This window comes from Kitasatospora sp. NPDC001540, from assembly GCF_042894345.1.
In the GTDB taxonomy this organism is placed as follows: Bacteria; Actinomycetota; Actinomycetes; order Streptomycetales; family Streptomycetaceae; genus Kitasatospora; species Kitasatospora phosalacinea_C.
The window spans coordinates 124,313-150,674 of sequence record NZ_JBIAVO010000007.1 but is presented as its reverse complement, the minus strand read 5'-3'; the positions used below and the strand labels follow the sequence as shown (position 1 = coordinate 150,674).

General features: G+C 74.3%; 30 protein-coding genes, 2 pseudogenes and 1 riboswitch. Of the genes and pseudogenes, 17 read left to right on the top strand and 15 right to left on the bottom strand.

Annotated elements, in window-relative coordinates; all coding sequences use genetic code 11:
• Positions 1 to 76 precede the first annotated feature (76 nt).
• On the top strand, positions 77 to 3,538 hold the full coding sequence (locus ACFY00_RS12030; RefSeq protein WP_388030105.1) for a carbohydrate binding domain-containing protein: 3,462 nt from the start codon (positions 77 to 79) through the stop codon (positions 3,536 to 3,538).
• Positions 3,539 to 3,589: 51 nt separating this feature from the next.
• On the opposite strand, the gene ACFY00_RS12025 is transcribed toward ACFY00_RS12030, so the two are convergent.
• Both ACFY00_RS12025 and ACFY00_RS12020 read right to left on the bottom strand, forming a co-directional pair.
• Entirely contained in the window at positions 3,590 to 3,943 is a 354-nt protein-coding gene (locus ACFY00_RS12025; protein ID WP_388030102.1) for an ester cyclase, read from the bottom strand.
• Positions 3,944 to 4,032: 89 nt separating this feature from the next.
• Complete coding sequence (locus ACFY00_RS12020) at positions 4,033 to 4,896, bottom strand: NAD(P)-dependent oxidoreductase (protein WP_388030100.1); 864 nt, start codon at positions 4,894 to 4,896, stop codon at positions 4,033 to 4,035.
• A 139-nt stretch (positions 4,897 to 5,035) separates the two neighbouring features.
• Between ACFY00_RS12020 and ACFY00_RS12015 the strand changes: the two genes are divergently transcribed.
• A complete protein-coding gene (locus ACFY00_RS12015; protein WP_388030099.1) occupies positions 5,036 to 5,584 on the top strand; it encodes a CGNR zinc finger domain-containing protein in 549 nt (182 codons plus the stop codon).
• Between the two features lie 43 nt (positions 5,585 to 5,627).
• Positions 5,628 to 6,416, top strand: coding sequence for a helical backbone metal receptor (locus ACFY00_RS12010; RefSeq protein ID WP_388030097.1), 789 nt, complete (start codon positions 5,628 to 5,630; stop codon positions 6,414 to 6,416).
• On the opposite strand, the gene ACFY00_RS12005 is transcribed toward ACFY00_RS12010, so the two are convergent.
• The gene (locus tag ACFY00_RS12005) at positions 6,394 to 6,876 is read right to left on the bottom strand and encodes a hypothetical protein (protein WP_388030096.1); all 483 of its coding nucleotides are present in this window, start codon (positions 6,874 to 6,876) and stop codon (positions 6,394 to 6,396) included. The two genes, ACFY00_RS12010 and ACFY00_RS12005, sit on opposite strands and share 23 nt — an antisense overlap.
• 199 nt (positions 6,877 to 7,075) lie before the next feature.
• Between ACFY00_RS12005 and ACFY00_RS12000 the strand changes: the two are divergent.
• Positions 7,076 to 7,207 (top strand): annotated as a pseudogene (locus ACFY00_RS12000) (4-hydroxy-2-oxovalerate aldolase); the annotation flags it as partial.
• Here the strand turns inward: ACFY00_RS12000 and ACFY00_RS11995 are convergent.
• Together ACFY00_RS11995 and ACFY00_RS11990 are read right to left on the bottom strand one after the other, a co-directional pair.
• On the bottom strand, positions 7,208 to 7,882 hold the full coding sequence (locus ACFY00_RS11995) for a (2Fe-2S)-binding protein (protein ID WP_388030095.1): 675 nt from the start codon (positions 7,880 to 7,882) through the stop codon (positions 7,208 to 7,210). It abuts the pseudogene before it with no gap.
• Entirely contained in the window at positions 7,879 to 8,691 is an 813-nt protein-coding gene (locus tag ACFY00_RS11990) for an amidase family protein (protein ID WP_388030093.1), read from the bottom strand. Before ACFY00_RS11990 ends, ACFY00_RS11995 begins: the two co-directional genes overlap by 4 nt.
• Before the next feature lie 122 nt (positions 8,692 to 8,813).
• Between ACFY00_RS11990 and ACFY00_RS11985 the strand changes: the two genes are divergently transcribed.
• The 3 genes from ACFY00_RS11985 (at position 8,814) to ACFY00_RS11975 (ending at position 11,718) form a co-directional block, all read left to right on the top strand.
• Positions 8,814 to 9,785, top strand: coding sequence for an aldo/keto reductase (locus tag ACFY00_RS11985; protein ID WP_388030092.1), 972 nt, complete (start codon positions 8,814 to 8,816; stop codon positions 9,783 to 9,785).
• Between the two features lie 553 nt (positions 9,786 to 10,338).
• Positions 10,339 to 10,773, top strand: coding sequence for a hypothetical protein (locus ACFY00_RS11980; protein ID WP_388030089.1), 435 nt, complete (start codon positions 10,339 to 10,341; stop codon positions 10,771 to 10,773).
• Positions 10,774 to 10,974: 201 nt separating this feature from the next.
• Complete coding sequence (locus ACFY00_RS11975) at positions 10,975 to 11,718, top strand: SOS response-associated peptidase (protein WP_388030086.1); 744 nt, start codon at positions 10,975 to 10,977, stop codon at positions 11,716 to 11,718.
• A 7-nt stretch (positions 11,719 to 11,725) separates the two neighbouring features.
• Here the strand turns inward: ACFY00_RS11975 and ACFY00_RS11970 are convergent, their stop codons facing one another.
• Positions 11,726 to 11,926 carry a hypothetical protein gene (locus ACFY00_RS11970; protein ID WP_388030083.1) on the bottom strand — a complete coding sequence of 67 codons (201 nt, stop codon included), beginning with the start codon at positions 11,924 to 11,926 and terminating at the stop codon, positions 11,726 to 11,728.
• 105 nt (positions 11,927 to 12,031) lie between these two features.
• On the opposite strand from ACFY00_RS11970, the gene ACFY00_RS11965 reads away from it, so the two are divergent.
• The gene (locus tag ACFY00_RS11965) at positions 12,032 to 13,279 is read left to right on the top strand and encodes an ADP-ribosylglycohydrolase family protein (protein WP_388030080.1); all 1,248 of its coding nucleotides are present in this window, start codon (positions 12,032 to 12,034) and stop codon (positions 13,277 to 13,279) included.
• A gap of 22 nt (positions 13,280 to 13,301) precedes the next feature.
• Positions 13,302 to 14,051 carry an HAD family hydrolase gene (locus tag ACFY00_RS11960; protein ID WP_388030077.1) on the top strand — a complete coding sequence of 250 codons (750 nt, stop codon included), beginning with the start codon at positions 13,302 to 13,304 and terminating at the stop codon, positions 14,049 to 14,051.
• A gap of 51 nt (positions 14,052 to 14,102) precedes the next feature.
• Here the strand turns inward: ACFY00_RS11960 and ACFY00_RS11955 are convergent, their stop codons facing one another.
• From ACFY00_RS11955 to ACFY00_RS11935, 5 genes are all read right to left on the bottom strand, one after another.
• Positions 14,103 to 14,624, bottom strand: a complete 522-nt coding sequence (locus tag ACFY00_RS11955) for a hypothetical protein (protein ID WP_388030074.1) — start codon at positions 14,622 to 14,624, stop codon at positions 14,103 to 14,105.
• Positions 14,609 to 14,746: a hypothetical protein gene (locus tag ACFY00_RS11950; protein ID WP_388030072.1), complete on the bottom strand. Its 138-nt coding sequence runs from the start codon at positions 14,744 to 14,746 to the stop codon at positions 14,609 to 14,611. Before ACFY00_RS11950 ends, ACFY00_RS11955 begins: the two co-directional genes overlap by 16 nt.
• A gap of 108 nt (positions 14,747 to 14,854) precedes the next feature.
• Positions 14,855 to 15,253 (bottom strand): DUF302 domain-containing protein, encoded by a 399-nt coding sequence (locus ACFY00_RS11945; RefSeq protein ID WP_388030069.1) that lies wholly within the window; start codon positions 15,251 to 15,253, stop codon positions 14,855 to 14,857.
• 127 nt (positions 15,254 to 15,380) lie between these two features.
• A complete protein-coding gene (locus ACFY00_RS11940; RefSeq protein ID WP_388030068.1) occupies positions 15,381 to 16,370 on the bottom strand; it encodes a cytochrome c oxidase assembly protein in 990 nt (329 codons plus the stop codon).
• Positions 16,371 to 16,492: 122 nt separating this feature from the next.
• Entirely contained in the window at positions 16,493 to 17,239 is a 747-nt protein-coding gene (locus ACFY00_RS11935; RefSeq protein ID WP_388030067.1) for a metallophosphoesterase, read from the bottom strand.
• Positions 17,240 to 17,353: 114 nt separating this feature from the next.
• On the opposite strand from ACFY00_RS11935, the gene ACFY00_RS11930 reads away from it, so the two are divergent.
• The gene (locus ACFY00_RS11930; protein WP_388030065.1) at positions 17,354 to 17,989 is read left to right on the top strand and encodes a CGNR zinc finger domain-containing protein; all 636 of its coding nucleotides are present in this window, start codon (positions 17,354 to 17,356) and stop codon (positions 17,987 to 17,989) included.
• 171 nt (positions 17,990 to 18,160) lie between these two features.
• Here ACFY00_RS11930 and ACFY00_RS11925 read toward each other — a convergent pair.
• The 4 genes and pseudogenes from ACFY00_RS11925 to ACFY00_RS11910 all read right to left on the bottom strand — a co-directional run.
• Positions 18,161 to 18,738: pseudogene (locus tag ACFY00_RS11925) on the bottom strand (IS5 family transposase); the annotation flags it as partial.
• A 44-nt stretch (positions 18,739 to 18,782) separates the two neighbouring features.
• Entirely contained in the window at positions 18,783 to 20,174 is a 1,392-nt protein-coding gene (locus ACFY00_RS11920; RefSeq protein WP_388030062.1) for an FAD-dependent oxidoreductase, read from the bottom strand.
• A 199-nt stretch (positions 20,175 to 20,373) separates the two neighbouring features.
• The gene (locus ACFY00_RS11915; protein ID WP_388030061.1) at positions 20,374 to 20,499 is read right to left on the bottom strand and encodes a hypothetical protein; all 126 of its coding nucleotides are present in this window, start codon (positions 20,497 to 20,499) and stop codon (positions 20,374 to 20,376) included.
• 139 nt (positions 20,500 to 20,638) lie between these two features.
• Positions 20,639 to 20,887: an SCO4226 family nickel-binding protein gene (locus tag ACFY00_RS11910; protein ID WP_285739875.1), complete on the bottom strand. Its 249-nt coding sequence runs from the start codon at positions 20,885 to 20,887 to the stop codon at positions 20,639 to 20,641.
• Positions 20,888 to 21,038: 151 nt separating this feature from the next.
• A riboswitch (FMN riboswitch) is annotated at positions 21,039 to 21,166 on the top strand.
• Between the two features lie 186 nt (positions 21,167 to 21,352).
• Between ACFY00_RS11910 and ACFY00_RS11905 the strand changes: the two genes are divergently transcribed.
• From ACFY00_RS11905 to ACFY00_RS11875, 7 genes are all read left to right on the top strand, one after another.
• Complete coding sequence (locus ACFY00_RS11905) at positions 21,353 to 22,012, top strand: riboflavin synthase (protein ID WP_388030059.1); 660 nt, start codon at positions 21,353 to 21,355, stop codon at positions 22,010 to 22,012.
• Between the two features lie 56 nt (positions 22,013 to 22,068).
• Entirely contained in the window at positions 22,069 to 22,650 is a 582-nt protein-coding gene (locus ACFY00_RS11900; protein ID WP_388030237.1) for a nicotinamide riboside transporter PnuC, read from the top strand.
• Complete coding sequence (locus ACFY00_RS11895) at positions 22,647 to 23,945, top strand: bifunctional 3,4-dihydroxy-2-butanone-4-phosphate synthase/GTP cyclohydrolase II (protein WP_388030057.1); 1,299 nt, start codon at positions 22,647 to 22,649, stop codon at positions 23,943 to 23,945. The genes ACFY00_RS11900 and ACFY00_RS11895 overlap by 4 nt, the downstream gene beginning before the upstream one ends.
• A 78-nt stretch (positions 23,946 to 24,023) precedes the next feature.
• Complete coding sequence (ribH, locus tag ACFY00_RS11890) at positions 24,024 to 24,515, top strand: 6,7-dimethyl-8-ribityllumazine synthase (RefSeq protein ID WP_388030056.1); 492 nt, start codon at positions 24,024 to 24,026, stop codon at positions 24,513 to 24,515.
• Between the two features lie 83 nt (positions 24,516 to 24,598).
• The gene (locus ACFY00_RS11885; RefSeq protein WP_388030054.1) at positions 24,599 to 24,871 is read left to right on the top strand and encodes a phosphoribosyl-ATP diphosphatase; all 273 of its coding nucleotides are present in this window, start codon (positions 24,599 to 24,601) and stop codon (positions 24,869 to 24,871) included.
• A 42-nt stretch (positions 24,872 to 24,913) separates the two neighbouring features.
• Positions 24,914 to 25,762 carry an ATP phosphoribosyltransferase gene (hisG, locus tag ACFY00_RS11880; protein WP_033250628.1) on the top strand — a complete coding sequence of 283 codons (849 nt, stop codon included), beginning with the start codon at positions 24,914 to 24,916 and terminating at the stop codon, positions 25,760 to 25,762.
• A 75-nt stretch (positions 25,763 to 25,837) separates the two neighbouring features.
• A complete protein-coding gene (locus ACFY00_RS11875; RefSeq protein WP_388030052.1) occupies positions 25,838 to 26,299 on the top strand; it encodes a PH domain-containing protein in 462 nt (153 codons plus the stop codon).
• The last annotated feature ends 63 nt before the right edge of the window (positions 26,300 to 26,362 follow it).

Genomic DNA, 26,362 nt, shown 5'->3' with positions numbered 1-26,362 from the left:
GCGCAAGCCACCCCACCCACCCCCTGCCGCGAGGCAGTTCCCCACGCCCGCGGCCCCGGCAGCGAGGGACACCCCCTTGACCAGACGAGCACGGCACCGACGGCGCCCCACCGCCGTCGTGCTCACGGCAGTGGCGGCACTCACCGCCGGTCTGCTGTCCACGAACCCACTCGGCGTCACCGCGAGCGCGGCGACCGGCACCACGGCGAGCGGCGGCAACACGGCCACCGTCTTCTACTACACCAAGACCCGCAACTGGTCGGCGTACGACCTCCACTGGGCCCCGGACGGCGGCACCTGGACCACCGCGCCGGGCACCGCCATGGAGGCGGCCTGTACCGACTGGGTGAAGAAGACCGTCGACCTGGGCGCCGCCACCGGGCTGCAGGCGACCTTCACCAACGGCTCCGGCACCTGGGACAACAACGGCGGCAAGAACTATGTCCTGGGCACCGGCACCGTGGTGGTCAAGGACGGCGTGATCGCCCACAGCGACCCCTGCGGCACCGACAACGGCGGTACCACCACGCCGAGTTCGAGCCCCGCCCCGAGCCAGTCGACGACCGGCGCGAGCACGACCGTCTACTACTACACCAAGACCCGCAACTGGTCGGCCTACGACCTGCACTACGCCCCCGACGGCGGCACCTGGACCACCGCGCCGGGCGTCGCGATGGAGGCGGCCTGCACGGACTGGGTGAAGAAGACCGTCGACCTGGGCGCCGCGAACGGGCTGCAGGCGACCTTCACCAACGGCTCCGGCACCTGGGACAACAACGGCGGCAAGAACTACGCCCTCGGGACGGGCGCGGTGACGGTCAAGGACGGCGTGGTCGGCAGCACCGCGCCGTGCGCCACCGGCAGCCCGAGCCCGAGCCCGAGCCCGAGCCCGAGCGCGTCCGCGTCCGCCAGCCCGAGCGCGTCCGCGTCGGCGAGCGCCAGCCCGTCCCCGTCCGCGAGCAGCAGCGCCCCGGCCGGTAAGAGCGCCACCGTGTTCTACTCGACCGCCGTGGTCGGCTGGAGCATCGTCAACCTGCACTACGCCCCGGCGGGCGGGGCGTGGACGGCGGTGCCGGGCGTCGGCATGACGCTCGCCTGCCCCGGCTGGTACAGGCGGACCGTCGACCTGGGCTCCGCGGCCACCATGGCGGCGACGTTCAACAACGGCAACGGCACCTGGGACAACAACAACGGCGTCAACTACGTCGTCCCGGCGGGCGTCAGCACCGTGCAGAACGGCAAGGTCACCGCGGGCGCCGCCGACCCGTGCGCGGCCGTCGTCCCCGACACCACCGCGCCGGGCGTCCCGGCCGCGGTGAACGCCTCCGCGACCGACACCTCGATCGTGCTGACCTGGGAGCCGGCCACCGACAACGTCGGCGTGACGGGCTACCAGGTCACCCGCAGCGGCGGCACCAAGGGCAGCTCGGTGATCAACGTCGGCTCGACGGTGTACTCGGACACCGGCCTGGAGGCGCGCACCGTCTACACCTACACCGTCAAGGCGCTGGACGCGGCCGGGAACGTCTCCGCCGCCTCCGCCGCCGCGGTCGCCACCACCGGGGACGCCCCGCCCGCCGCCAAGCCCGGCGAGATGATCGGCACCGACCCGCGCAAGGACCCGATCTACTTCGTGCTCACCGCCCGGTTCTACGACGGCGACACCTCGAACGACCGGGGCGGCAACCAGGACGTGAAGTCCGGCAACGCGGCCAACAACGACCCGATGTTCCGCGGCGACTTCAAGGGCCTGGTGCAGAAGCTCGACTACGTCAAGGGCCTCGGCTTCTCGGCGATCTGGATCACCCCGGTGGTCCTCAACCGCTCCGACTACGACTACCACGGCTACCACGGCTACGACTTCTACAAGGTCGACCCGCGGCTGGAGTCGGCCGGCGCCTCCTACCAGGACCTGATCAACGCCGCCCACGCCAAGGGCATCAAGATCTACCAGGACGTGGTCTACAACCACAGCTCCCGCTGGGGCGCCAAGGGCCTGTACGTGCCCACCGTGTACGGCGTCCGGGACGCCCAGTGGTCCTGGTACTACGACGAGAAGCAGCCCGGCTTCGAGTACGACGGCCTCACCGTCGAGCCGAAGAGCGGCAAGTCGTACTACAACGGCGACCTGTGGTCGACCACCCAGCCCAGCGGCCAGACCTGCGTCGGCTGGGGCACCCCGACCCAGTACAAGAGCCCCGAGGGCTACACCATCTACAACTGCCAGTGGCCGAGTCCGACTTCGGGCATGTTCCCGTCGAAGTACTACCACACCTGCTGGATCGGGAACTGGGAGGGCGAGGACTCGCGCTCCTGCTGGCTGGCCGACGACCTGGCCGACTTCAACACCGAGAACGCCGAGGTCCAGAACTACCTGATCGGCGCGTACAACAAGTACATCGACATGGGCGTGGACGGCTTCCGGGTCGACACCGCCGTGCACGTCCCGCGCGTCACCTGGAACCGGCGCTTCCTGCCCGCGATCCAGCAGCGCGTCACCCAGGACTGGGGTCCGGCCAAGGCGCAGAACTTCTTCGTCTTCGGCGAGGTCGCCGCGTTCGTCAACGACAAGTGGAACCGCGGCTCGGTCAACCACTCCGCGCAGTTCTACACCTGGAAGGAGCGCAAGGACTACACCGCCGACGACGTGCAGGCCGCCCTCGACCAGTACAACTACGAGGAGCAGCTCGGCACCGGCAACCAGCCGACGTCCACCAACGCCTTCCTGGACGGCAACACCTACCACGCGCCCGACCACTCGAAGTTCTCCGGCATGAACATCATCGACATGCGGATGCACATGAACTTCGGTGACGCGCACAACGCGTTCGGCAACGGCAAGGACTCCGACGACTCCACCAACGACGCCACCTACAACGTGGTGTACGTCGACAGTCACGACTACGGGCCCAACAAGTCCACCGTGCGCTACACCGGCGGCACCGAGGCGTGGGCCGAGAACATGGCGCTGATGTGGACCTTCCGCGGCATCCCCACCCTGTACTACGGCTCCGAGATCGAGTTCCAGGCCGGGAAGCAGATCGACTGCGGCCCGTCCTGCCCGCTCGCCACCACCGGCCGGGCGTACTACGGCGACAAGATCGCCGGGAACGTGACGGCCAGTGACTTCTCGGTGGTCTCCTCGGCCGACGGGGCCGTCGCCACCACCCTGCAGCAGCCGCTGGTCAAGCAGGTGCAGCGGCTCAACCAGATCCGCCGGGCGATCCCCGCCCTGCAGATGGGCCAGTACTCCACCGAGGGCGTCAGCGGCGGCATGTCGTTCAAGCGCCGCTACACCGACGCCGCCAGTGGCGTCGACTCCTTCGCGCTGGTCACCGTCACGGACGCCGCCACCTTCACCGGCGTCCCCAACGGCACCTACAAGGACGCCGTCTCCGGCGACGTCCGCACCGTCACCAACGGCACGCTCTCCGTCGCCGCCCCCGGCAAGGGCAACCTGCGGGTCTACGTCCTCGACCTGGGCGGCAAGAACGCCGCCCCGGGCAAGGTCGGCACCGACGGCCCGTACCTGAAGTAACGCACCGTCAGCGGGGGCGGCGGGAACTCCCGTCGCCCCCGCACGCGCGGATCAGCGCGGCGACCGGTCGGCCGCGACGGCGCCCCACAGTTCGGCGATCCGGCCCCCGGCGACGCGGAACACCTCCAGCATGGTCGTCCCGGCCCCGGCCGCCTCCCCGCCCCGGTGGACCGTCGAGCGCAGCGCCACCCGGTCGCCGTCCACCAGCACGTCCTCGACGACGGTCCGGATCGCCGGGTCCGCCGCGAACATCGCCGTCCACGCCGCCTTCACGGCGTCGACGCCGCCGCGCAGCGGGTGGCTGTGGAAGTCGGGCGCGAAGATCCGGTCCGCGGCCGCGACGTCCCGGGCGTTGAACGCCTCGTGCATGCGCAGGGCGAGACGACGGGCATCCGTATCCACCACGAGTCCCCCTGTGATCCGTGTGCCGCTGGCCACCGCGCCGGTGTCCGCCGGGTCCCTGTCCGTCGCGTCGGTGTCCGTCGCGCCGGTGCTCACCTCGGCTGCTGCTCGGCGATCGCGGCCCAGTCGTCCGCCGCGCGGCCGTCGGCGATCGCCCGGTCGAACACGCCCGCGAGCAGTTCGCCGAACGGCAGCGGGACGCCCTGACCGGCGGCCGCGTCCAGGGCGAGGTGGAGGTCCTTGCGGCCGAGCACGGTGGTGAACCCGGCGGGCCGGTACCTCCGTCGGGCGATCATCGACCCGTAGCCGGAGTAGACGGGGCCGGGGAAGAGCGTCGAGGCCAGCAGTTCGACGAACTGCTCCGGGTCGGCACCGGCCGCGTCGGCGACGCTGACCGCCTCGCCGAGCGACTGGATCGCGCAGGCGATCAGGTAGTTGCCCAGGACCTTGGCGGTGTTGGCCTGTTCGGGCCGCTCGCCCAGCCGCCAGGTGCGCGAGCCGATCGCGTCGAAGAACGGCTGGACCCGGTCGAGGAGTTCGGGTGCTCCCGCCGCGAGGACGTTCAGCGCACCGGCCTCCGCGACGGCGACCCGGCCGAACACCGGGGCGGCCACGTAGCCGACCCCGTGCTCGGCGTGCGCCCGCGCGGCCCGGCGGCCCAGTTCGACGCTCACCGTGGCCGCGTTGACGTGCACCGCCCCGGGCCGGGCCCGGGCCAGGACGCCGGAGTCCAGGAAGGTCTCCGTGAAGGCGGCGTCGTCGGACAGGACCGAGAACGCCACCGGGCACTGCAGGGCCTCCGCGACGGACGCGGCGCGCTGGGCGCCGTCCCGCACGAGTTCCTCCGCGGGTCCCGCCGATCGGTTCCACACCACGGTCCGGTGCCCCGCCCGCACCAGGTTCCGCGCCATCGCCCGCCCCATCCCGCCCAGACCGACGACCGCGACCTCGCCCATTTCCCGACCTCCCGCATGTGAACCGTCTGCATGTGAACCGTCTGAGACGGTTCACATGATGGCGCGCGCCGACGCCTTTGTCGAACCGGCTAAGCTGGTTCAGCTGGGTTCGTGGTGGTGCCCGCGGAAGGGAGAGGCCGTGGAGGCCCGTCGACTGTTCCGGCTGGACAACGAGGTGCTGGCGTTCCGCTTCACCGCCACGGTGAGCGACCGGGCCGGCGCGGCACCCCGGGAACGGCTCACCGACCCCGGCCGGCTCGCACTCTGGCTGCACGCCGCCGGGCTCGGCGTCCCCGGCGTCTCGCCCGCCGAACTCCAGGACGCGCTCGCCCTGCGGGAGGCGATCTACCGCGCCGGGCTGGCCGTCGCCGCCGCCCGGCACCCCGACCCCGTGGACGCGGCGGCCCTGAACGCGGCGGCCACCGCCGGACGGCCCTGCCCCGGCCTCCGCGACGGACTCGCGGTCTGGCGCCTCGGCTCGGAGGATCCGGTGGCGGACGCGCTCGCCGTGCTCGCCGCCGACGCCGTCCGGGCGCTCGGCGGCCCCGACCGCAGCCGGGTCAAGGCCTGCGAGGGCCCCGACTGCGCGGGCCTCTTCCTCGACACCAGCCGTGGCGCGAACCGCCGTTGGTGCTCCATGAACACCTGCGGCAACCGGGTCAAGAAGGCCCGGCTCGCCGACCGGTAGCCGACCTCACCTCCACGCGGCCCGCAACGGCTAGCGTGTCCGCATGGACGCGCCCCGACACCTGACCGACGACGAGGGCAACCCCGTCCGTCTGCCGCCCGCCGTCCGCCGCGTGGTCTCGCTCGTCCCCTCGCTCACCGAGGCCGTCGCCACCACCGCCCCCGGCCTGCTGGTCGGCGCCACCGACTGGTGCACCCACCCCGCCGGGCTCGACGCGGCCCGGATCGGCGGCACCAAGAACCCCGCGCTGCAAGCGATTCGCGCACTCCGCCCCGACCTGGTCGTCGCCAACGAGGAGGAGAACCGCGCCCCCGACCTGGCCGCGCTGCGCGCCGAGGGCCTCCCGGTGTGGACCACCCGGATCCGCAGCCTCGACCAGGCCCTCGACTCACTGCACCGCCTGCTCGTCGACGCCCTCCAACTCCCTTGCCCCGACTGGCTGTCGGCCGCCCACCGGGCCTGGGACCTCCCGCCCCGGCCCCGCGCCCGCCGCGCGATCGCCCCGATCTGGCGCCGCCCCTGGATGGTCCTCGGTCGCGACACCTTCGCCGCCGACCTGCTCCGCCGCCTCGGCGTCGACCTGCTCCCCGCCGACCACCCCGACCGCTACCCCCGCCTCACCCTCCCCGAACTCCATGCCCTGGAGCCCGAGTTGGTGATCCTCCCGGACGAGCCCTACCGCTTCACCGCCACCGACGGCCCCGAGGCCTTCCCCGCCCTCCCGTACGTCCTGCTCCCCGGTCGCCACCTCACGTGGTACGGCCCGTCGTTGGTGCGGGCCCCGGCCGTTCTCGGTGCCCGTCTGGCCGTCAGCTCGCGCAGTGCGGGTTGACCGCCCAGAAGTAGAGGGTGCCGCCGTCGGGGGCCAGCAGGAAGTGCGGTGCGCCGGAGGAGGATCGGTCGTCCAGGGCCGGGGTGCTCAGCCAGGTGTCGACGGGGTGGTCGAGCAGGGCGGCCAGTTCGGCGGGCGGGCGGTGGTCGGCGGGGGCGGGTGTCCAGGTGGCGGTTCCACGCAGGCGGGCCGCCTCGTCGGCGGACAGGCGGGCGATGCCGTCCAGGGCGTGGTCGGTGGGGCCGGGGACGCGGGAGTTCTGGACGCCGAGGGCGCGGTACGTCCAGTGGACGCTCTCGGCTTCGGCCGGGAGGGTGGCGCACTTCGCCAACAGCTGCGGGTCGGTGCGGACTTCGGCGGCCTGCTGCTTCGGCGCGTCGTCCTGGCCGCAGGCCGTCGCGGCGAGGGCCAGGAGGAGGGCCGGAGCGGCGAGGAGGGTCGTTCGGCGTGCCCTGCGCATGGATCTCCTCGCCTTCCCGGTCCGGCAGTTGCGCCGGTTCTCGTCGCGGGGACGGTCGTGCGGCGCGGTGCGGTTCCGGGTCGGGATCGGTGCGGTCCCGCCGACCGCGGGCGTGACGGTGGCCCGGGCGGTCGACTTCACCGCCCCGCAAGGGCCTTGTGGCGTTCGACGGCGGCCTCGCCGAGGGCGACCCTGGCGCGCCGAACTGGCCGCCCGGCAGCACGGCGTCGACGTCCGCGACATCCTGACGGAGTGCGGGCGCCGCCGCCTGGTAGGCGGCCAGGAGGACCTGATCATCGACATCGCGCTCGACCCGGCCGCCCGCAGCTGATCACCGCCCCGGCGGCCGGGTGAACACGCAGTCACCGCACAGCCCGCCGGACGGCGTCCGGTAGTACAGGCAGCACGACGCCCGGCGGAACCCCAGCGGTCCGCCGGGCGGCGTCACCGCGCCGGTGCCCGCCAGCGCCGGACGCGCCAGCAGCCCGCGGGCCAACGCGGCCGCCGGAGCCCGCAGCCCCGGCACCGACCCCACCTGCCGCGCCGCACCCACCAGCGCGGACGCCGCATTGCCCGCCAACAACCCCGGCGCCACCGGCGCCACCGCCCGCACCGCCGCCGCCAACGGCGCCAACTGCCCGTCCCACACAGCCCGTTCCAGCTCCTCCGGGCCGGCCGCGACACCGCCCGCCGACACCCACAGGTCGAACGGCCCCTGCGGCGGCAGCACGAACCACGCCCCCGCCAGATCCGGCACCCGCCCCGCCGTCACCGCCGCTCCCAGCGCCACCGACCACAGCCGCGCCGCCAACCCCAGGTGCGCCGTCGACGCCGCCACCCGGAGCTCCGCCGTCCCCAGCACCCGGCCCACCTCGGCGATCCGCGCCGCCAACGGCCCACCCGCTCCGTACAGTTCGGTCAGCGGCCGGAACCCCGGCGGCGGGGACGGGTCGGTGCGGACGGCGAAGTACGGGCCGAGCGCGGCCAGCGGGTCGGCGGCCGTCACGGGCGGGCGGGGGCTTGCGGAGCACGGCTGAGGGGCACGACGCGGAGTGTAGTGCGGCGAGACGCCCGGGCCGGGCGGCCGGGCACGGCACCGGCCCTCCGCGGCACGTCGGCGGCGGAGCCCGGCCCGAGTCGGAGCAGGGGCACGGCCGGGCCCGAGCGGCGCCGAACGGCGGCACGCCCACCCACCGCCACGGCAGCCCTCAACCCCCGTCGGCCCGACCCCACCGCCCCGCCAGCGCCGCCAGCGCCGCCGCGACCGGCTCCGCCCAGGCGAGCAGTCGTTCGTCCCCGCCCGCGGGCGCCGCGCACTGCAACCCGAGCGGCAGCCCGCCGCATCCAGCCCGCGCGGCGCGGGCCCGGTCGCGGACGGGGTGATCCACAGGTCGACCCCGGCGTCCGCGGTGCGCCCGGCGAGCCCGTCCCGGAACGCCGCCCGCCGCCGCAGCGCCCGAGCGCGAACTCGGCGGTGACGGCCTTCCCCGCGACCAGCGCCCCGGCCTCGCGCAGCCGGTCCACGGCCGTGGCCTGCGGCCCCGCGAACACCTCGGCGGGCAGGGCGGACCCGGCCCGGGTCGGCAGCCCGTCGACCCGGAGCACGTCCTTGACCGCGACGGGCACGCAGAACAGCGGCGGCCGCCCGCCCGGGGCGCCGAACCGCTCCCGGACGGCCCGCTCCGCCGCCCCGAGCCGCTCCCGCCGGGCGCCGTCCGGCTCCGCCCCGCGGACGAAGGCGGCCAGCGCCGCGTCCGCCGCCTCGATGCGCGCGCACAGCCCCTCGGCGATCCCTGTCCCCGCGTCCGTCCCCATGCCCGTCCTCCCCGGTCGGGCCCCAGGCTGCCACACCCCGCCGCGCGGCTCCCTGGCGCCCACCCCGCCCCGCCGCCTAGGGTCGCCTCCCGGAACGGTCAACACGGCGAGGAGGACCACGGATGCGGTACCGCGCACTCGGGCGCAGCGGCGTCGAGGTGTCGGAGGTCGGTTTCGGGGCATGGGGGATCGGGGCGTCCAGTTGGGTGGGCGCGCGGGAGGAGGAGTCGCTGGCGGCGCTGCACCGGGCGGTCGACCTGGGGGTGAACTTCGTCGACACGGCCCGCGGCTACGGGGAGAGCGAGCGGCTGGTCGGACAGGTGGTGCGGGAGCGGGCCGCGAACGGCGAGCGGGTGCTGGTGGCGACCAAGGTGCCGCCGCTGAACGGTCAGTGGCCCGCCCGGCGCGGCGTCGACCCGGCCGAGACCTTCCCCGGCGCGCACATCCGGGAGAGCCTGCGCACCTCGCTGGCGGTCAGCGGCCTGGAGCGCTTCGACCTGGTGCAGTTCCACGTGTGGAGCGACGAGTGGCTGGGCCGCGGCGACTGGCTGGAGACCGTGCGGGAGCTGAAGCAGGAGGGCCTGATCGGCCTGTTCGGCGTCTCGATCAACGACCACGAGCCGCACAGCGCCGTCGAGTTGGTGCGCAGCGGCGCGGTGGACGCGGTACAGGTGATCTTCAACGTCTTCGACCAGTCGCCGCTGGACGAACTGTTCCCGGCCTGCCAGGAGCACGGCGTCGGGGTGATCGTCCGGGTCGCCCTGGACGAGGGCGGCCTGACCGGCCGGATCACCGCCGACACCACCTTCCCCGAGGGCGACTTCCGCCGCCACTACTTCCGCGGCGACCGGCCCGCCCAGGTCGCCCGCCGGGTCGCCGCGATCACCGCCGACCTGGGCATCGACGACGATCAACTCGCCGGGACCGCCCTGCGGTTCGTGCTCAGCTCGCCCGCCGTGTCCACCGTCATCCCGGGCATGCGATCGGTGCGCAACGTCGAACGCAACGCGGCGGTGGGCGACGGGGTGCCGCTGACCGAGGAGCAGCTGAAGGTGCTCGCCGGGCACCGCTGGGAGCGCAACTTCTACTCCTGATCCTGAGCGGACGTCGCCGACTTCGGCCCCGGGCGTGCCCCGGGAGCAAGGCCCGTCCGGTCACCTGCCGTCGCGATCCAGCCGCTCGGATGCGACCGCCTGGTTCGACCGGCAGCGAGTTGACCGGATGGTCGATCGACGGGGAGCCGCAGAGCCCCGCGGACGGGTGGGACCCGGTGCTCGGCAGGCTCTCCGAGCGCCTGGCCACCACGGCCTCGCCGCTGGAGGCCGACGCGCAGGGGCACCAGTGGAACGACGGCCGGATCGCCGACACGTGGCAGCGGCACGGACACCGACAACGCCGCGAACCTCCACGTCGACCCCGACCACTTCCGCGCCGCCACCGCCGCCGACGACAACCGCAGGGGCGAACCCGATGCCATCGTGCCCGGCCTCTGACACCTGAACGCCGTCCCCCGAAAGAGGCGCTTCGATGCACCAACCGAGCAGTCCTGCCAGGCGCCGCGTCCTGGCGGGCGCCGCCGCCCTGTCCCTGCCACTCCTCCTGGGAGCCTGCGCGAACAGCCCCGACCCGAACGAGCCGCTCCCCGTCATGGCCAAGAGCGACGCCCAGGTCCGGGCGCAGCGCACGACCGAGCACCTGGCCGAGGTCGGCGGTGTCACCGTGGCGCCGGAGTCCATCAAGCCCTACTTCAGCAACTGCGAGGGAAGGAACGGCGAGGTCGTCGAAGACGGCCGGTACACCCTCGCCTACCATGCCGCCGGCACGGTCCCGGTGGATCAGCACCCCGAAACCGTCCGCAAGATCCGGGCCGCCCTGGAGAAGGAGGGCTTCCGCATCACCGGTTACCGCGAGACGGTGGACGGTCGGCCCGACGTGCTCCTGTACGCCAAACACGATGAAGGCCGCTACTTCATCGACGTCGGCACCGGCGGCGGCACCGACCGGCTCACCTTCACCGTCAACACCCGCTGCCTCATGCCCCCCTCCGCCACGGCGCAGCACCAGCAAGCGGTGACCGGGTAGTCAGCACCGCAGCCGCTCACCCCCCCCGGCACCACCGAAAACGGCCCGGCCCGCACGCTCGTCGACACGAGGGCCCGGCCGTCGGCGTGCGTGCCCCAGGCCCACCGCACGCGGACGGAGGGGGTCTCGACGTCCTCCGAATCCGTCCGCACCCGGTGTCGGCGCGTGCGGTTGTCGGGGGTCGGTGGCAGGCTGGGACGCATGTGCGGCCGTTTCGTCTCCACCACCCCCTCCGCCGACCTGGCGTCCCTGCTCGACGTGACGAGCTGGGATCCGACCGAGGCCCTGGCCCCGAGTTGGAACGTGGCCCCGACCGACCCGGTCTCCGCGGTGCTGGAGCGGGTGGACGCCGACACCGGTGAGGTGCAGCGCCAACTGCGGGTGCTGCGCTGGGGGTTGGTGCCGTCCTGGGCGAAGGACCGCTCGGGCGCGGCCCGGCTGATCAACGCCCGCTCGGAGACCGTCGACCAGAAGCCCTCGTTCCGCCGGGCGTTCGCGGCCCGCCGCTGCGTCATCCCCGCCGACGGCTACTACGAGTGGCGCCAGGTGCCCGCCGCCGACGGCCGCAAGGCCTACAAACAGCCGTACTTCCTCTCCACCGGCGCACTCATGCTGATGGCCGGGCTGTACGAGTTCTGGCGGGACGCGAGTCTGCCGGAGGACGACCCGGCGGCCTGGCTGGCCACCACGACGATCCTGACCACCGACGCCACCGACCGGGCCGGACGGGTGCACGACCGGATGCCGATGCTGGTTCCCCGGGCGGAGCTCGACGACTGGCTCGACCCCGCCAACCGCGGCCGCGAGGACCTGCACGAGCTGCTGCAGCGCCCCGCCGACGGCGACCTGCGGGTCCGGGCCGTGCCGACGGCCGTCAACCGGGTCTCCGCCAACGGCCCCGAACTGCTCACCGACGCCCCCGACCCGCTGGGCCTGTCCGACTGACGGAGCGTCAATCCACGCTGCTGTCCGGCCCGTTGGCGATTTCGCGCCGTTGCCGCCTGCGCTGGGCGCGGCGCACCAGCTCGCCCGCGCCCAGCGTGGCCCGGGAGACGGCGCGCACCCAGCCGGGGCCGCCGCGCTCGGCCCACACCACGCAGGCGCAGCCGCCCAGCACCAGCACCAGGACGCCCACCAGCACCGCACCGACCACCGGACACCGCCTTCCACTCGGGGACACGCCCCCCGATCGTGCCAGACCCCGGCCACCCGAACGGCCTTGACACCCGCCCCGCCCGCACGGTTCGGTGGGGCACGTATGACTGACTCCTCCTCGCACCGCGGCCCCGCGTTCGACGCCCTCCAGGGCCTGTCCGTCGGCGACGCGCTCGGCGCCCAGTTCTTCGTCCCCGACACCGCCCGCGCCCACCTCGACGCCCGCACCGCGCCCCCCGGCCCCTGGCCGTGGACCGACGACACCGAGATGGCCTGCTCGGTGTACGCCGCCCAGTACGAACGCGGCAGCGTCGACACCTTCGACCTCACCCACGCCTTCGCCCGCCGCCACGACTTCGACCGCGGCTACGGCCCGGCCGCCAACCGGATGCTGCGACTGGTCCGGGAGGGCGGCGACGCCCGCCGCCTGGCCGCCGAACTCTTCGACGGCCAGGGCTCGTTCGGCAACGGCGCCGCCATGCGGGTCGCCCCGCTCGGCGCCGCGCACGCCGCCGACCCGGCCGCCGCCGTCCGCCCGGCCGCCGACACCGCCGTGACCACCCACACCCACCCGCAGGCCGTGGACGGCGCGATCGCGGTCGCCGTCGCCGCCGCCCTCGCCGTCCGGGCCCGCACCGAACCCACCACGCCCGCACGGTACTTGCAGGACGTCGCCGCCCTCACCCCGCCCGGCACCGTACGCCGCGGCCTGGCCGAGGCCGCCCGGCTGACCGACCGCGGCGACCCCGCCGCGGCCGCCGCCGTGCTCGGCAACGGCAGCCGCACCAGCGCCGCCGACACCGTCCCGTACGCGCTGTGGTGCGCCGCGCACTGGCTCACCGACTACCCGGCCGCGGTGTGGGCCGCGATCGGCGCGGGCGGCGACGTCGACACGGTCGCCGCGATCACCGGCGGCGTGGTCGCCGCCCGCACCGGCACCGCGGGCATCCCCGCCCGCTGGCTGGCCGCCCGCGAACCCCTCCCCGGCTGGGCGTTCCCGCCGCCGCTGCGCCCCGCCCCGCGCCCGCTCACCCCGATGCGGCTGCCCCGGCCCCACCCGGTGCCCGACCTGCTCTGGTCCGACCACCACTGGCAGCGCTACCGCCGCGGCCTGCACACCCCCCCGCTGGCTGACCCGCACCGCCGAGGGCGTGCTCCACCTGCACCGCGCCGACACCGGCGCCGAGACCTGGTCGCTCGCCTTCGCCGCACAGCGCGACGGCTGGCGCCCCGTCGCCGCCCTGGGCGAAGCCCACCCCGCGCACGTCGGCGGGCCCGCGCGCCTGGTCGACGCCCTGCTGGAGATCGAGCAGGACGCCGCCGGGCCCGGCCCCGGGGGCCGGTAGGGTGACGGACGTCCCGAGGAGGCCAGGATGATCGAAGCCGTGCTGTTCGACCTCGACGGCACCCTGCTGGACCACGACGCGGCGGCCGAGGAGGCCGTCCTGGCCGGGGTCGCGGCGGAGCTGGCGCAGCTGGCGGAGCCTTCCGTACACCGCCCCGGCGGCCAACCCGCCCCGTTCGCACCGGAGTTCGACCGGGACGAGGTGCTGCGGTTCTGGCGCCGGGTCGAGCGCACCGAGTACGACCGCTACCTGGCGGGCGAGTTGACCGTCCAGGAGCAGCGCCGCGCCCGGGCGGTCGCACTGGCCGCGCACCTCGGCCTCGGCCGGTGGACGGCCGAACGCGCCGACGCCTGGTTCGCCGGCTACCTGCGGCACTACCGCTCTTCCTGGCGCGCCTTCCCCGACGTCCCGGACGCGGTACGGGAGTTGGGCGCCGGTCGGCGGCTCGGCGTGATCACCAACGGCGAGGGCGAGATCCAGCGCAGTAAACTGCACGCCATCGGCCTCGGCGCGCTCGCCCCGCACACCACCGCCTCCGGCGAGACCGGCCGCCCCAAGCCCGACCCGGCGATCTTCCACCTCGCCTGCCGCGCCCTCGGCACCGCCCCCGCCCGCACCGCGTACGTCGGCGACCGCCTCGACCTGGACGCCCGGGGCGCCACCGCCGCCGGACTGCTCGGCATCTGGCTCGACCGCACCCCGGCCCCGGACGGCGAACCGCCCGCCGACGTCCCCCGGGTGCGCTCCCTCGCCGAGGTCGCCGCCCTGCTCGGCTGAGCCCGGAGGATCCGTGTCCGTGTCCGGGCCCGTGGGCTCGGGCCCGCCGGGTCAGGCCAGCCCCGCCGACCGCAGCAGCCGGTACCAGTCGTCCGGTTCGTCGGGGGTGCCCTGGACGAGGTCGAGGTAGCGCGGGGAGGCCGCCCACACGGTGAAGAACTCCTCGACGCCGTCGGCGATCCGCTCCAGGCGGCAGCCCGTGTACCAGACGAGGCCCTCCTCGGGCACCCGCCACACGCTGCCGTCGGTGCGGTCGTACAGCAGCGGGTTGCCGTGCACCTCGCCGAAGAAGTGGAAGTGCGAGGCGTCCGCGAGGGTGCCACCGCCGGGGAGGGCGGCGCCCACCAGGTTCTCCTGGCCCTGGCGCCAGGGCAGTTGGCCGCTGCCGAACACCTGGCCGGTGGGGCCGAAGCAGGGCCCGTCCGTCAACTCCAGCAGCGCCGCGACCGGCCCCGGCACCTCCGGGCCCAGCACCCCGGCAGCCACCCCCGGCGGGAGCGAAGGCGTCCACAACTCCTCCGCGTCGCGGTGCCGTTCCAGCGTCTCGCGCAGCAGCGTCAGTTCCGGCGCCACAGCCGGGAGAACCACGACCCGGAGCCGGACCCGGCCGTCTCCGCCTTCGCGGCCCCGCCGTCCACCGCGCACGAGCAGCGCTGCGACTTCGGGACGTCGGCCAGGACCTGTTCGACGTGCATGCCGCACCCGGCGAAACCCGGCTTGCCGCAGGACCTGCAGGTGACGCGACGACACATGGGAGTGCTCCTGCTCCGGAGGGGGGTGAACGGGGTGGGGTGGCCGGTCGCTCAGTCGCCCAGCGAGGCGAGGGCCGCGCGCAGGCGGTCGGCGGCCTCGTCGGCGACCTCGGCGAGTTCGGGCCGTCCGCTGAACCGCACCATCAGCTGCGGGTCCACGGCCTCGACCAGGACGCCCTCGGGGACGGCGCGCAGCACCACGTTGCAGGGCAGCAGCAGGCCGATCCGGCGGTCGGCCTCCAGGGCGCGGTGGGCGATCGGGGGGTTGCAGGCGCCGAGGACCAGGTAGTCCTCCAGCTCGACGCCGAGCTTGGCGCGCAGGGTGGCCGTCAGGTCGATCTCGGTGAGGACGCCGAAGCCCTGCCCGGCGAGGGCCGTGCGGACCTGCTCGGCGGCCTCCGCGAAGGGAGTGTCGGTGAGGATGGCGGTGATGCCGGGCGTGTGCGCCATGTCGTCGAACCTCTCTCGTTCATACCCCCCTAGGTATCCAACCGTACGCCCGGTGCAACCCGGGGACCCGCAGGCGCATTCCCGTGGCGCGGCGCCCCGGCCCGTGAACTGCGCCGCACCGTCGGGCTCAGCCCCCGTAGCGGTGGCGCAGGCGGGGATCGTCCAGCCACCACGGCCGCTCCCCGGCGGGGGAGTCCGCCCCGTCCGCCTCGACCCGCCCCGTCCGCGCCCGCTCGGCTTCCCGCGCCCGCTCGGCCGCGTCCAGCGCCGCGTCCACCGCCGCCGTCTCGGCGCGCCCGGTGACGACCATCCGGCGGATCAGCGCGCACAGGAAGGGCAGGCCGACCAGGTCGCCGAGGATCCAGATCGCGTTGCCCCCGACGAACTGGTCCCGGGCCGGGCTCGGCCCCCAACTGCGGGCCAGCCCCGCGTAGTACGGCTCGGCGATCACGTGTCCGCCGTACAGCAGGACGAGTGCGAGGGCCGCGTCGAGGACCACCTCCACGAAGGTGATCACCACGCCGATCAGCAGCGGGTACGCGTGCGCGACCGGGTCCAGCTGCAGGCGCGGCCAGAAGTAGAGCAGGCCCAGCAGGACCGGCAGCAGGTGGAAGCCGGCGTTCCAGGCCGGGCTGGTCAGGGTGTGCCCGTAACAGGGCGTGAAGTACAGCAGCCAGGGCGGCGCGACCAGCAGCGCGGTCGACACCAGTGGGAACATCAGCACCCGCGAGACCCGCCCGGACAGCGCCGCCCGCAGCCGCCCGCGGCCCGCCTCCGGCAGCGCCGCGGCCAGCAGCGAGACGGGCGCGCCGAGCGCCAGCAGCATCGGGACGAGCATCAGCAGCAGCACCAGCTGCACCGCCCGGTCGGTGAACAGCACCCGCTCGTACACCCCGAGGCCCGAGCAGGTGGTCCAGACCCAGACCGCGAGCCCGCCCAGGAACGCCACCGTGCGGTACCAGGGCCAGCGGCCGCCCCCGCCCGCCCGGTGGCGGCGCGCCCCCGCCAGGTAACCGGCCGCGAGCGCGACCGACAGGGCGAGGACCACGGGCTCCGGGGTCCAGCTGTCGGCCAGCGCCGACCAGTGCCAGGGCGCGACGGCCGCGGGGTCGGTCATGCCGGCGGGTCTCCTTCGGGCGGTTCCTGGGGCGGACACCAATGTTCTACACCGCTGTAGAACCTACCGACCGGCAGGGCCCCGGCCAAACCCGCCCGGCGCGCAGGCGGGGGGCGGGGCGCTCAGAGCACGACGCGGTAGTGCGTGGTGAGCCGGCGCTCCTCGTCCAGGACGTGGTAGGCGAGCGCGGGCGGCTGGTCACGGCCGATGAAGTCCTCCGTCTCCCAGGGGAGTTGGAGCGTCCAGGTGATGGCGGGCCCGACGATCAGCGGCCGTCCGGCGAAGGTCGACGCGGCGGCGGTGTGGGCGTGCCCGGTGATCAGGGCGACGACCTCGGGGTGGGCGTCGAGCAGTGCGGCGAGCTCCTCGGGCCGCTGCAGGGCGTACGCGTCGGGCAGCGGGTGGTGCAGGGCCACCGGCGGCTGGTGGAAGGCGAGCAACGCCGGTGTGCCGGGCGGGAGTTCGCCCAGGGTGCGGTCGATCCAGGCCAGCGTCGCGGGCTCCAGCAGGCCCTCGTCCCGCCCCGGGATCGTCGAGTCGGCCATCAGGATCGCGGTGCCGCCGACCAGGTGCACCCGGTTGACCGGCGCGGTGTCCGGCTCCTCGCCCAGCAGCGCCTTGCGGTAGGCGGGGCGCGCGTCGTGGTTGCCGGGGCAGTGCAGGACGGGGAAGGGCAGGTCGGCGAGGAGTTCGGCCGCCTCCCGGTACTCGTCCTCCGCGGCGTGGTCGGCGATGTCGCCGGTGACCAGCAGGGCGTCGACGGGGCGGGCGAGGCCGCGCAGGTGGCGCACGACGCGGGCGGCGCGCTCGGTGGCGCGCTCGGTGCCGTCGAGGTGGAGGTCGCTGATCTGGGCCAGCAGCAGGGTCATCGGGCTCCTTCGCCACGTCCTAATGTTTTGCTTTCTCTTTGGCATTAGGGACTCTAGGGTGGGGGCGATCCGCTCGGCAAGGGAGAACGCGGGCGGCAACGGCGAGGAGGGACCATGGCGAACGACGACGGCGCGCGGCAACAGCACCGCCCCGCACTGGACTTGGTGGGCACCATCCGCCACGACGGCAACGGCGGCGTGCTCGACGACCTGGCCGAACCCGCCGACGCGGCCGCCTGGCTCGCCGAACACGCCGAACGCTTCACCGGCACCGCCGAAATCCCGCCCCTGGACGAGGAGTTGCACGCCGAGCTGATCGCGCTGCGCCGCGCCGCCCGCGCCCTGTTCGCCCGCGCGGTCAGCCCCGGCCCCGCCAGCCGCGCCGACGCGCACCGGCTGATGCCCGCCGACCGGGCGCTGGCGCAGCTCAACGCCGCCGCCGCGCTCGACCCCGTCGTCCCGCAACTGGACTGGGCCGCCGACGAGTCCCCGGCCCGGATCCGCCCGATCTCCACCACCACCGACGCCCGGGCCCGCCTGCTCGCCGCCCTGGCCCGCGCCGTCGTCGACTTCCTGGCCGGCCCCGACCGCCCGAACCTGCGGGCCTGCCAGGCCCCGCGCTGCGTGCGCTACTTCGTCAAGGCGCACGGCCGCCAGGAGTGGTGCAAGACCTCCTGCGGCAACCGCGCCCGGGTGGCCCGCCACTACGACCGGCAGCGCACCGGCGCGACGGCGACGGCGGAGGGCTAGGTTCGAAGGGCAGGGGGGATGGCTGAGGCGTGGGACCGACTTCGGGCGATCATGGGGGAGCCGCTCTACGTCCCGGCCCGGGTTCCGTGGGAGCTGGCGCCCGTTGAAAGGGGTGTCCAACTCCCTTCGGATTACCGGGCGTTCATTGATCTGTACGGCCGGGCCGCGTCACCGCCTGCGCTTGTTGACGGACCGTTCGACGGTGTTGCGCTGCTTGTGGGCATCATGGTCGAACGCGGGTGGGGGGCCGCCCCGGCTGCCGAACCGTTTGCGGTCGGCGGCCTGGTCGGCGGGCTGCGGAATCACCGCCCGGATCCCGCGACGCCGCAGGTGGGGCCGGATCGCGCGGGACGAATGGGCCTTGTCCGCCAGGACCGCGTCCGGCGTCGTGCGCGGTCGGCCGACTGGCCGGGGCACCCGGATTCGCGCCATGACCTGCCCGAACGCCGGCGCGTCGTCGGCCTGGCCGGGCGTGAGGTGGAAGGCGAGCGGGCGGCAGCGCCCGTCGGCGGCCAGGTGGATCTTCGTGGTCAGCCCGCCGCGGGAGCGTCCGAGGGCAGGGTCGGCCGGCTCGCCGGCCGGAGCCCCTTCTGCCGGGCCCCGGCGGCGTGCCGGTGGGCGCGCACGACCGTCGAATCGACCGCCACCACCCAGCCCAGGTCGCCCAGGGCGTCGGCCTGGGCGAGTAGGGCGGTGGACACCTTCCCCCACGTGCCGTCCAGCGCCCGCATCCGCAGCCGGTCGTGGGCGCCCTCCCGGGACCCGAGCCGGTCCGGCCGCGCGCCCACCCGCGTTACCGCAGGTTGTTCCGCTCCGCCGCCCGGTCGCTGCGCGAGGCGTCCAGCATCCCCACCCGCTCGACGACCTTCACCCGCTCGCGGCCCTCGGCCGCGCCGAGGGCCTTCTCGTGGGCGTCCAGGTGGTGCCACCCCTCCCAGGTGGTGAAGTCGACGCCGCGGCCGCGCAGGAAGTCGACGACCGCGTCCTCGGACGGCTCGGCCGCCTCGCGCAGCAGGCCCGCGCCGTGGTCGGCGACCAGGCAGGCGACGGTCTCGTTGGCGTCGCCCTTGGTGTGGCCGATCAGGCCGACCGGGCCGCGCTTGACCCAGCCGGTGACGTAGACGGACGGCAGGTGGGCGCCGTTCTCCTGGACGCGCCCGGCCACGTGCGGGACGGTCGCGCTGAGGGCGTCGAACGGCAGCTTGGGCAGTTCGTCGGAGCGGTAGCCGACCGCCCGGTAGACCGCCTGGACGGGCCACTCGCGGTAGCTGCCGGTGCCGACGGTGTTGCCGGTGCCGTCGAGCGCGGTGCGCTCGGTGCGCAGCGCGACGACCCGGCCGTCCTCGCCGAGCACCTCGACCGGGTTCTCGAAGAAGTGCAGGTGGATGCGGTGCGGCCGGTCGCCGACGTCGCGGATCGCCCAGTTCTCCAGCGTGGAGGCGACCATGTCGGCCTGCTTGTTGGCGCGCCGGGTGGCGATCGAGCCCTCGTCGTAGTCGATGTCCTCGGGGTCGACGATCACCTCGATGGTGGGGGAGTGGTCGAGTTCGCGCAGCTCCATCGGCGAGAACTTGGCCTGCGCGGGCCCGCGCCGCCCGAACACGTGCACCTCGACGGCCCGGTTCGCGGCCAGACCCTCGTACACGTTCGGCGGGATCTCGGTGGGCAGCAGCTCGTCCGCGGTCTTGGCGAGGATCCGGGCGACGTCGAGCGCGACGTTGCCGACGCCGAGGACGGCGACCTGCTCGGCCTCCAGCGGCCAGGTCCGCGGCACCTCGGGGTGGCCGTCGTACCAGGAGACGAAGTCGGCGGCGCCGTACGAGCCGTCCAGCTCGATGCCGGGGATGTTCAGGTCGCGGTCGGCCTCGGCGCCGGTGGCGAAGACCAGGGCGTCGTAGAAGCGGTGCAGCTCGTCGAGCGAGAGGTCGCCGGGGTAGTCGACGTTGCCGAGCAGGCGGACCTGCGGCTTGTCGAGGACCTGGTGCAGGGCGGTGATGATGCCCTTGATCCGGGGGTGGTCGGGGGCGACGCCGTAGCGGATCAGGCCGAAGGGGGCGGGCAGGCGCTCGATCAGGTCGATCGAGACGCCGGGGGCGGCGGCCAGCTCGGACTTCAGCAGCGCGTCGGCGGCGTAGATCCCGGCGGGGCCGGAACCGACGATGGCCACCCGGACGGGGCGGGGCATGGGCAGGTACTCCTGTTCGACTCGGGGCGCGTACCGCCCAGCCTTCCGGCCGGCGCCCGCGCCCGGTACGGGGCTCCGGCTTATGTCGTCATAAGCCGGAGCTATGACCCCCCAAAGTTCCGCCTATGCGAGAACCCCGTCCCCCCAGCATGCACCAGCCCCCGCCGAACCCCGCCCCGGGGTCCGACCCCGCCCCCGCTCACTCGTAGCGCAGCCGCAGCGACTCCTCCTCCGCGGCCAGCACCTGCTCCAGGGGCAGCGCGGGGTCCCCCGGGCGGGGAGGGTGATGTCGGCCGAGCCGGGCGCCGCCTCGGCGGGCAGCCACTGCCTGCGCCGCACCAGTTCGCTCGGCTGCTCGTACAGGGCCCGCAGGCGGGCCGGTTCGCGGATCGCGTCCGCGGCGAGGGCGTCGAAGATCACGCGACCCGACGCCACCGCCGCTCACGCACCGGGCCGGACAGGACCTAGACCTGCAGCGGCACCGGGTGCACCTCGTCCGCCGGGTGCCCGGTCCGCTCGTGCACGCGCTGCACGGCCTCCCGGGTCGGGGCGGAGGACAGGCAGTAGACGGTGCCCGAGTCCGGGTCGGCCCAGGCCTGCCGGAACTCCACGCCCTCCTCGCCCTGCACCGCGAGGTCCGCCTCGTGCGCGGCCTTCAACTGTTCGGCGGTGATGCCCGCCATTCCGTGGTGGACGTCCATGAACATCGCCATCGCGGCTCAACTCCTCGGCCGGGAGCCCTCCGTACGGAGAACTATTCCCTCCCACCGTGCGCCGCGGACGTGAACCAGGCCACAGGACGCGTCCTTGCGGCCCGACCACCGGCGCGTGCAACAATGTGGGTGCAGTAGATCAGTGACGTTCAGCGCACTCCGGGGTCGGTGAAAATCCGAACCGGCGGTTACAGTCCGCGACCCGTCCGCAGCCAGCGGTCGGTTGACCAGGTGAAATTCCTGGACCGACGGTTAAAGTCCGGATGGGAGGCGTGCGCGGCGGACGAAGCGTGTCAGCACCGCGGCCCACCCGAGGGCCCGGGGTGCGAGGAGCAGGGCGGCAGCGAACCCGTGCCACGGCGAGGAAGCCGAGGCGCCCCGGGTGCGCCCCGTCGGGCATGCGTCCGCAGTCAACTCCCATGAGCCGCCCCGGAGTCCGCGCCCCGAAGCGCGAGGAGAACCCGGGTGTTCACCGGCATCATCGAAGAGCTCGGCGAGGTCGTTTCCATCGAGGAGATCGGCGAATCCTCGCGCATCCGCCTGCGCGGCCCCCTCGTGACGGCCGACGCCCGGCACGGCGACTCGATCGCGGTCAACGGCGTCTGTCTGACCGTCCTCGACGACAACGAGCAACTGGCCGCCCGCAGCGGCGAGTTCAGTGCCGACGTGATGCGCGAGACGCTGCGGCGCTCCAGCCTCGGCGTGCTGCGCCCCGGCTCCCGGGTCAACCTGGAGAGGGCGATGGCGCTCGGCGCCCGGCTCGGCGGCCACCTGGTGCAGGGACACGTCGACGCCACCGGCACGCTGCTCTCCCGCGCGCCCGGCGACCTCGATGCGGACGGGAATCCGCGCTGGGAGGTGCTGCGTTTCAGCCTGCCGCAGCCGATCTCGCGCTACCTGGTGGAGAAGGGGTCGATCACCGTGGACGGAGTGAGCCTCACCGTCGTCGAGGCCGCCCTCGACTCGTTCACCGTCTCGCTGATCCCCGCCACCCTCGCCCTCACCACGCTGGGGGCCAAGCAGGTCGGCGAGCCCGTCAACCTCGAGGTGGACGTCCTCGCCAAGTACGTCGAGCGGCTGCTCGACACCCGTGCGCTGCCCGACACCCTGGGGGGTACCAAGTGAGTGCGATCCGTGACCTGGCCTTCACCGCCTTCGGCGAGCAGGTGAAGGTCGCCGACATGGTCGGCAACCTGATAGGGCTCGGCGCCCTGGCCCTGGGCTGGCGCCGCTCCGTCCTCACCTGGCCCGCCCAGCTGCTGGCCGGTGCGGTGCTGATCACCGTCTTCCTCGGCGGTCAGGTGCCCGGCCTGATCGGCAAGCAGGTGATCGTCATCGTCGCCGCGCTCTGGGGCTGGACGCAGTGGAACCGCGGGCGCCGCGACACCGGCGAGGTCGCGGTCCGCTTCGCGACCTGGACCGAGCGGGCCGTCCTGGTCGCCGCCACCGCGGCGGGCACCGCCGCCGTCGCCGCGCTGTTCGACGCCTTCCCGAAGCTGTCCTGGAACCCGCTGCTGGACGCGTACATCTTCGTCGGCACGCTGGCCGCGATGTACGCCCAGGCCCGCGGCTGGGTCGAGTTCTGGTTCGCCTGGATCGCCGTCGACCTGGTCAGCGTCCCGTACTCGTACACCCACGGCTACGTCTTCTCGGCCCTCACCTTCACCGTCTACTTCGTCCTGGTGGTGGCCGGCCTGGCCAGCTGGTGGACGAAGGCCCGGGCCACCCGCCCCGCCCCGCTCGCCAAGGGAGCCACCGCATGAGCACCGAGCCCGCCGACCAGCCGCTGCCTGCCGACCAGCCGCTGCCCGCCGAGCCGTTCGCCCTCGACCCGGTCGAGCGCGCGATCGCCGACATCGCGCTCGGCCGCGCCGTGATCGTGGTCGACGACGAGGACCGTGAGAACGAGGGCGACATCGTCTTCGCCGCCTCCGCCGCCACCCCCGAACTGCTGGCCTTCACCGTCCGGTACTCCTCCGGCGTGATCTGCGTGCCGATGACCGGCGAGGAGCTCGACCGGCTGAAGCTGCCGCCGATGACCCGGGTCAACGAGGACCGCAAGGGCACCGCCTACGCCGTCTCGGTGGACGCCCGCGACGGCGTCTCCACCGGCATCTCGGCCGCCGACCGGGCCCGCACCGTCAAGCTGCTGGCCAGCCCGGGCACCGAGCCGGCCGACCTGACCCGCCCCGGGCACGTCTTCCCGCTGCGCGCCGTCGACGGCGGCGTGCTGGTCCGCCCCGGCCACACCGAGGCCGCCGTCGACCTGGCCCGCCTGGCCGGGCTCGCCCCGGCGGGCGGCATCGCCGAGGTGGTCAACGACGACGGCACCATGGCCCGCCTCCCCGAACTGCACGCCTTCGCCCGCGAGCACGGCCTGGCGATCATCTCGATCGAGGACCTGATCGCCTACCGCCGCCGCACCGAACTGCACGTCGACCGCGCCGCCGTCACCCAACTGCCCACCGAGCACGGCACGTTCACCGCCGTCGGCTACCGAGGCACCATCGACGGCATCGAGCACCTGGCCCTGGTGGCGGGCGGTCTGGACGCGGACGGCCGGCTCCCCGACGGCGAGGACGTCCTCGTCCGGCTGCACTCCGAGTGCCTGACCGGCGACGTGTTCGGCTCGCTGCGCTGCGACTGCGGCCCCCAGCTGCACGCCTCGCTGGCCGCCGTCACCGAGGCCGGCCGCGGCGTGGTGCTCTACCTGCGCGGCCACGAGGGCCGCGGCATCGGCCTGGCCCACAAGCTGCGCGCCTACCAGCTGCAGGAGCAGGGCCTGGACACCGTCGACGCCAACCTCGACCAGGGCCTGCCCGCCGACGCCCGCGACTACTCGATCGCCGCGCAGATGCTCACCGACCTCGGCGTGCGCTCGCTGACCCTGCTCAGCAACAACCCGGCCAAGCAGACCGCGCTCACCGAGCACGGCCTCAAGGTCGCCGCCCGCCGCCCGCTGCCCACCGCCGCGGGCGAGCACAACCTGCGCTACCTGCGCACCAAGCGCGACCGGATGGGCCACGACCTGCCGTGGCTCGACGACGACGGCAAGTAACCGCACCAGCACCAGCACCAGCACCAGCACCAGCGCCCGCACCCGCGCACCGACACCGAACGAACAGAGGAAGACGCCATGGCCGGCCACGGAGCCCCCGTCCTGTCCCCCGAGAGCCTGGAGAACACCGCCGACCTGCGGGTCGCGGTCGTCGCCGCCCAGTGGCACGAGCAGGTGATGAACGGGCTGCTGGACGGCGCCCGGCGCGCCCTGGAGGAGCTCGGCGCGGACGGCGGCGCCACCGTGGTCCGCGTCCCCGGCACCTTCGAGCTGCCGGTCGCCGCCAAGCGGCTGGCCGACGCGGGCTACGACGCGGTGGTGGCGCTGGGCGTGGTGATCCGCGGCGGCACCCCGCACTTCGACTACGTCTGCCAGGGCGCCACCCTCGGCCTGACCCAGGTGTCGGTGGACACCGGCGTCCCGGTCGGCTTCGGCGTCCTCACCTGCGACACCGAGCAGCAGGCCCTGGACCGGGCCGGGCTGCCCGGCTCGGCCGAGGACAAGGGCCACGAGGCGGTCACCGCCGCGGTGGCCACCGCGGCCGCGCTGCGCGCGGTGTCCAAGGCGTGAGGCCGCGCGGCCGTCCATCCGACTGTCCACGGTGCGAAACCGTTTACCGTCCGTCAGCCCGCACCCCGTAAGGTGGGCCCATCATGGCTTCCAAGACATTCGAGGAGCTCTTCGCCGAGCTCCGGCAGAAGGCCGCCACCGGCGACCCCGCGACCTCCCGCACCGCCCAGCTCGTGCAGCAGGGCGTCCACGCGATCGGCAAGAAGGTCGTCGAGGAGGCCGCCGAGGTCTGGATGGCCGCCGAGTACCAGTCGCCCGAGGAGGCGGCGGAGGAGATCTCGCAGCTCCTCTACCACGTCCAGGTGATGATGCTCGCCCGCGGGCTGACGCTCGAAGACGTCTACAAGTACCTCTAAGCCCCACCCACATTGATCGCCAACGCGAAGGGTTCGCCTCTCATGCTCCGCATCGCCGTCCCCAACAAGGGTTCGCTCTCGGGTCCCGCGGCGGAGATGCTCCATGAGGCCGGCTACCGGCAGCGCAAGGAGGCCAAGGAACTCGTCCTGGTCGACCCGGACAACCAGGTCGAGTTCTTCTTCCTGCGCCCGCGCGACATCGCCGTGTACGTCGGCTCCGGCCGGCTCGACGTCGGCATCACCGGCCGCGACCTGCTGCTGGACTCCGCCTCGGAGGCCGAGGAGGTGCTCGCGCTCGGCTTCGCCGGGTCGACCTTCCGCTTCGCCAAGCCGGTCGGCACCGAGCTCTCCGACGTCCGCGACCTGGACGGCCTGCGGATCGCCACCTCGTACACCGGCCTGGTCGAGCAGCACCTCGCCGAGCACGGCGTGAAGGCCACCGTCACCAAGCTGGACGGCGCGGTCGAGACCGCCGTGCACCTGGGCGTCGCCGACGTGATCGCGGACGTGGTGGAGACCGGGACCAGCCTGCGCAACGCGGGCCTGGAGGTGTTCGGCGACCCGATCCTGGTCTCCGACGCCGTGGTGATCCGCTCCAAGGGCGCGGGCGAGGACGCCGCGGTCGAGCAGTTCCTGCGCCGCCTGCAGGGCGTGCTGGTGGCCCGCCGCTACGTGCTGATGGACTACGACATCCGCGCGGAGAAGGTCGGCGAGGCCGTGGCCCTCACCCCGGGCCTGGAGTCGCCGACCGTCTCGCCGCTGCACACCGAGGGCTGGGTGGCCGTCCGGTCGATGGTGCTCCGCAAGGAGGCCCAGCGGATCATGGACGACCTGTGGGCGATCGGCGCCCGCGCCATCCTGGTCACCAACATCCACGCCTGCCGCATCTGACCCGCCACCGGGCGCGGGGCCGCCACCCCCGGCCCCCGCCCGGCCCGCGGCCCCCGTCCCGCCCTGGAGCCACCCGTGTCCACCCCCGCCGCCACCGCCCTGCCCGTCACCTGGGCGCCCCGCCGCAACCGCGCCGTGCTCTACCCGCTGTGCGCCGTGCTGGTGGTGCTGTTCTCGGTGCTCGCCGTCGCGCTGCCGGAGAGCTGGCAGTTCAACGACCGGGCGATGATGGTCTGCTCCGGCCTGCTGTTCGCCGCGGTCGCCCTGATGCTGGCCCGCCCCAAGGTGGTCGCCGACGAGGCGGGCCTGACGGTGGTCAACTTCGTCCGCAGCCGTCGGCTGTCCTGGGCCGAGGTGGTCCGGGTCAACCTCCGGGCGGGCGACCCCTGGGTGGTGCTCGACCTCGCCGACGGCACCGCGCTGGCCGCCGTCGGCATCCAGCCCGGCGGCGGGCGCGCGCAGGCCGTCGCCGCCGCCCGCGCCCTGCGCGACCTGGTCGAGCAGCACGGCACCGCGGCCCGGGAGCAGCGGGCCTGACCCGCCCCGGCGGGCCGCCCGGCCCTGACACGCCACCGGACGGACGGGTCGAACAGGGCCCCG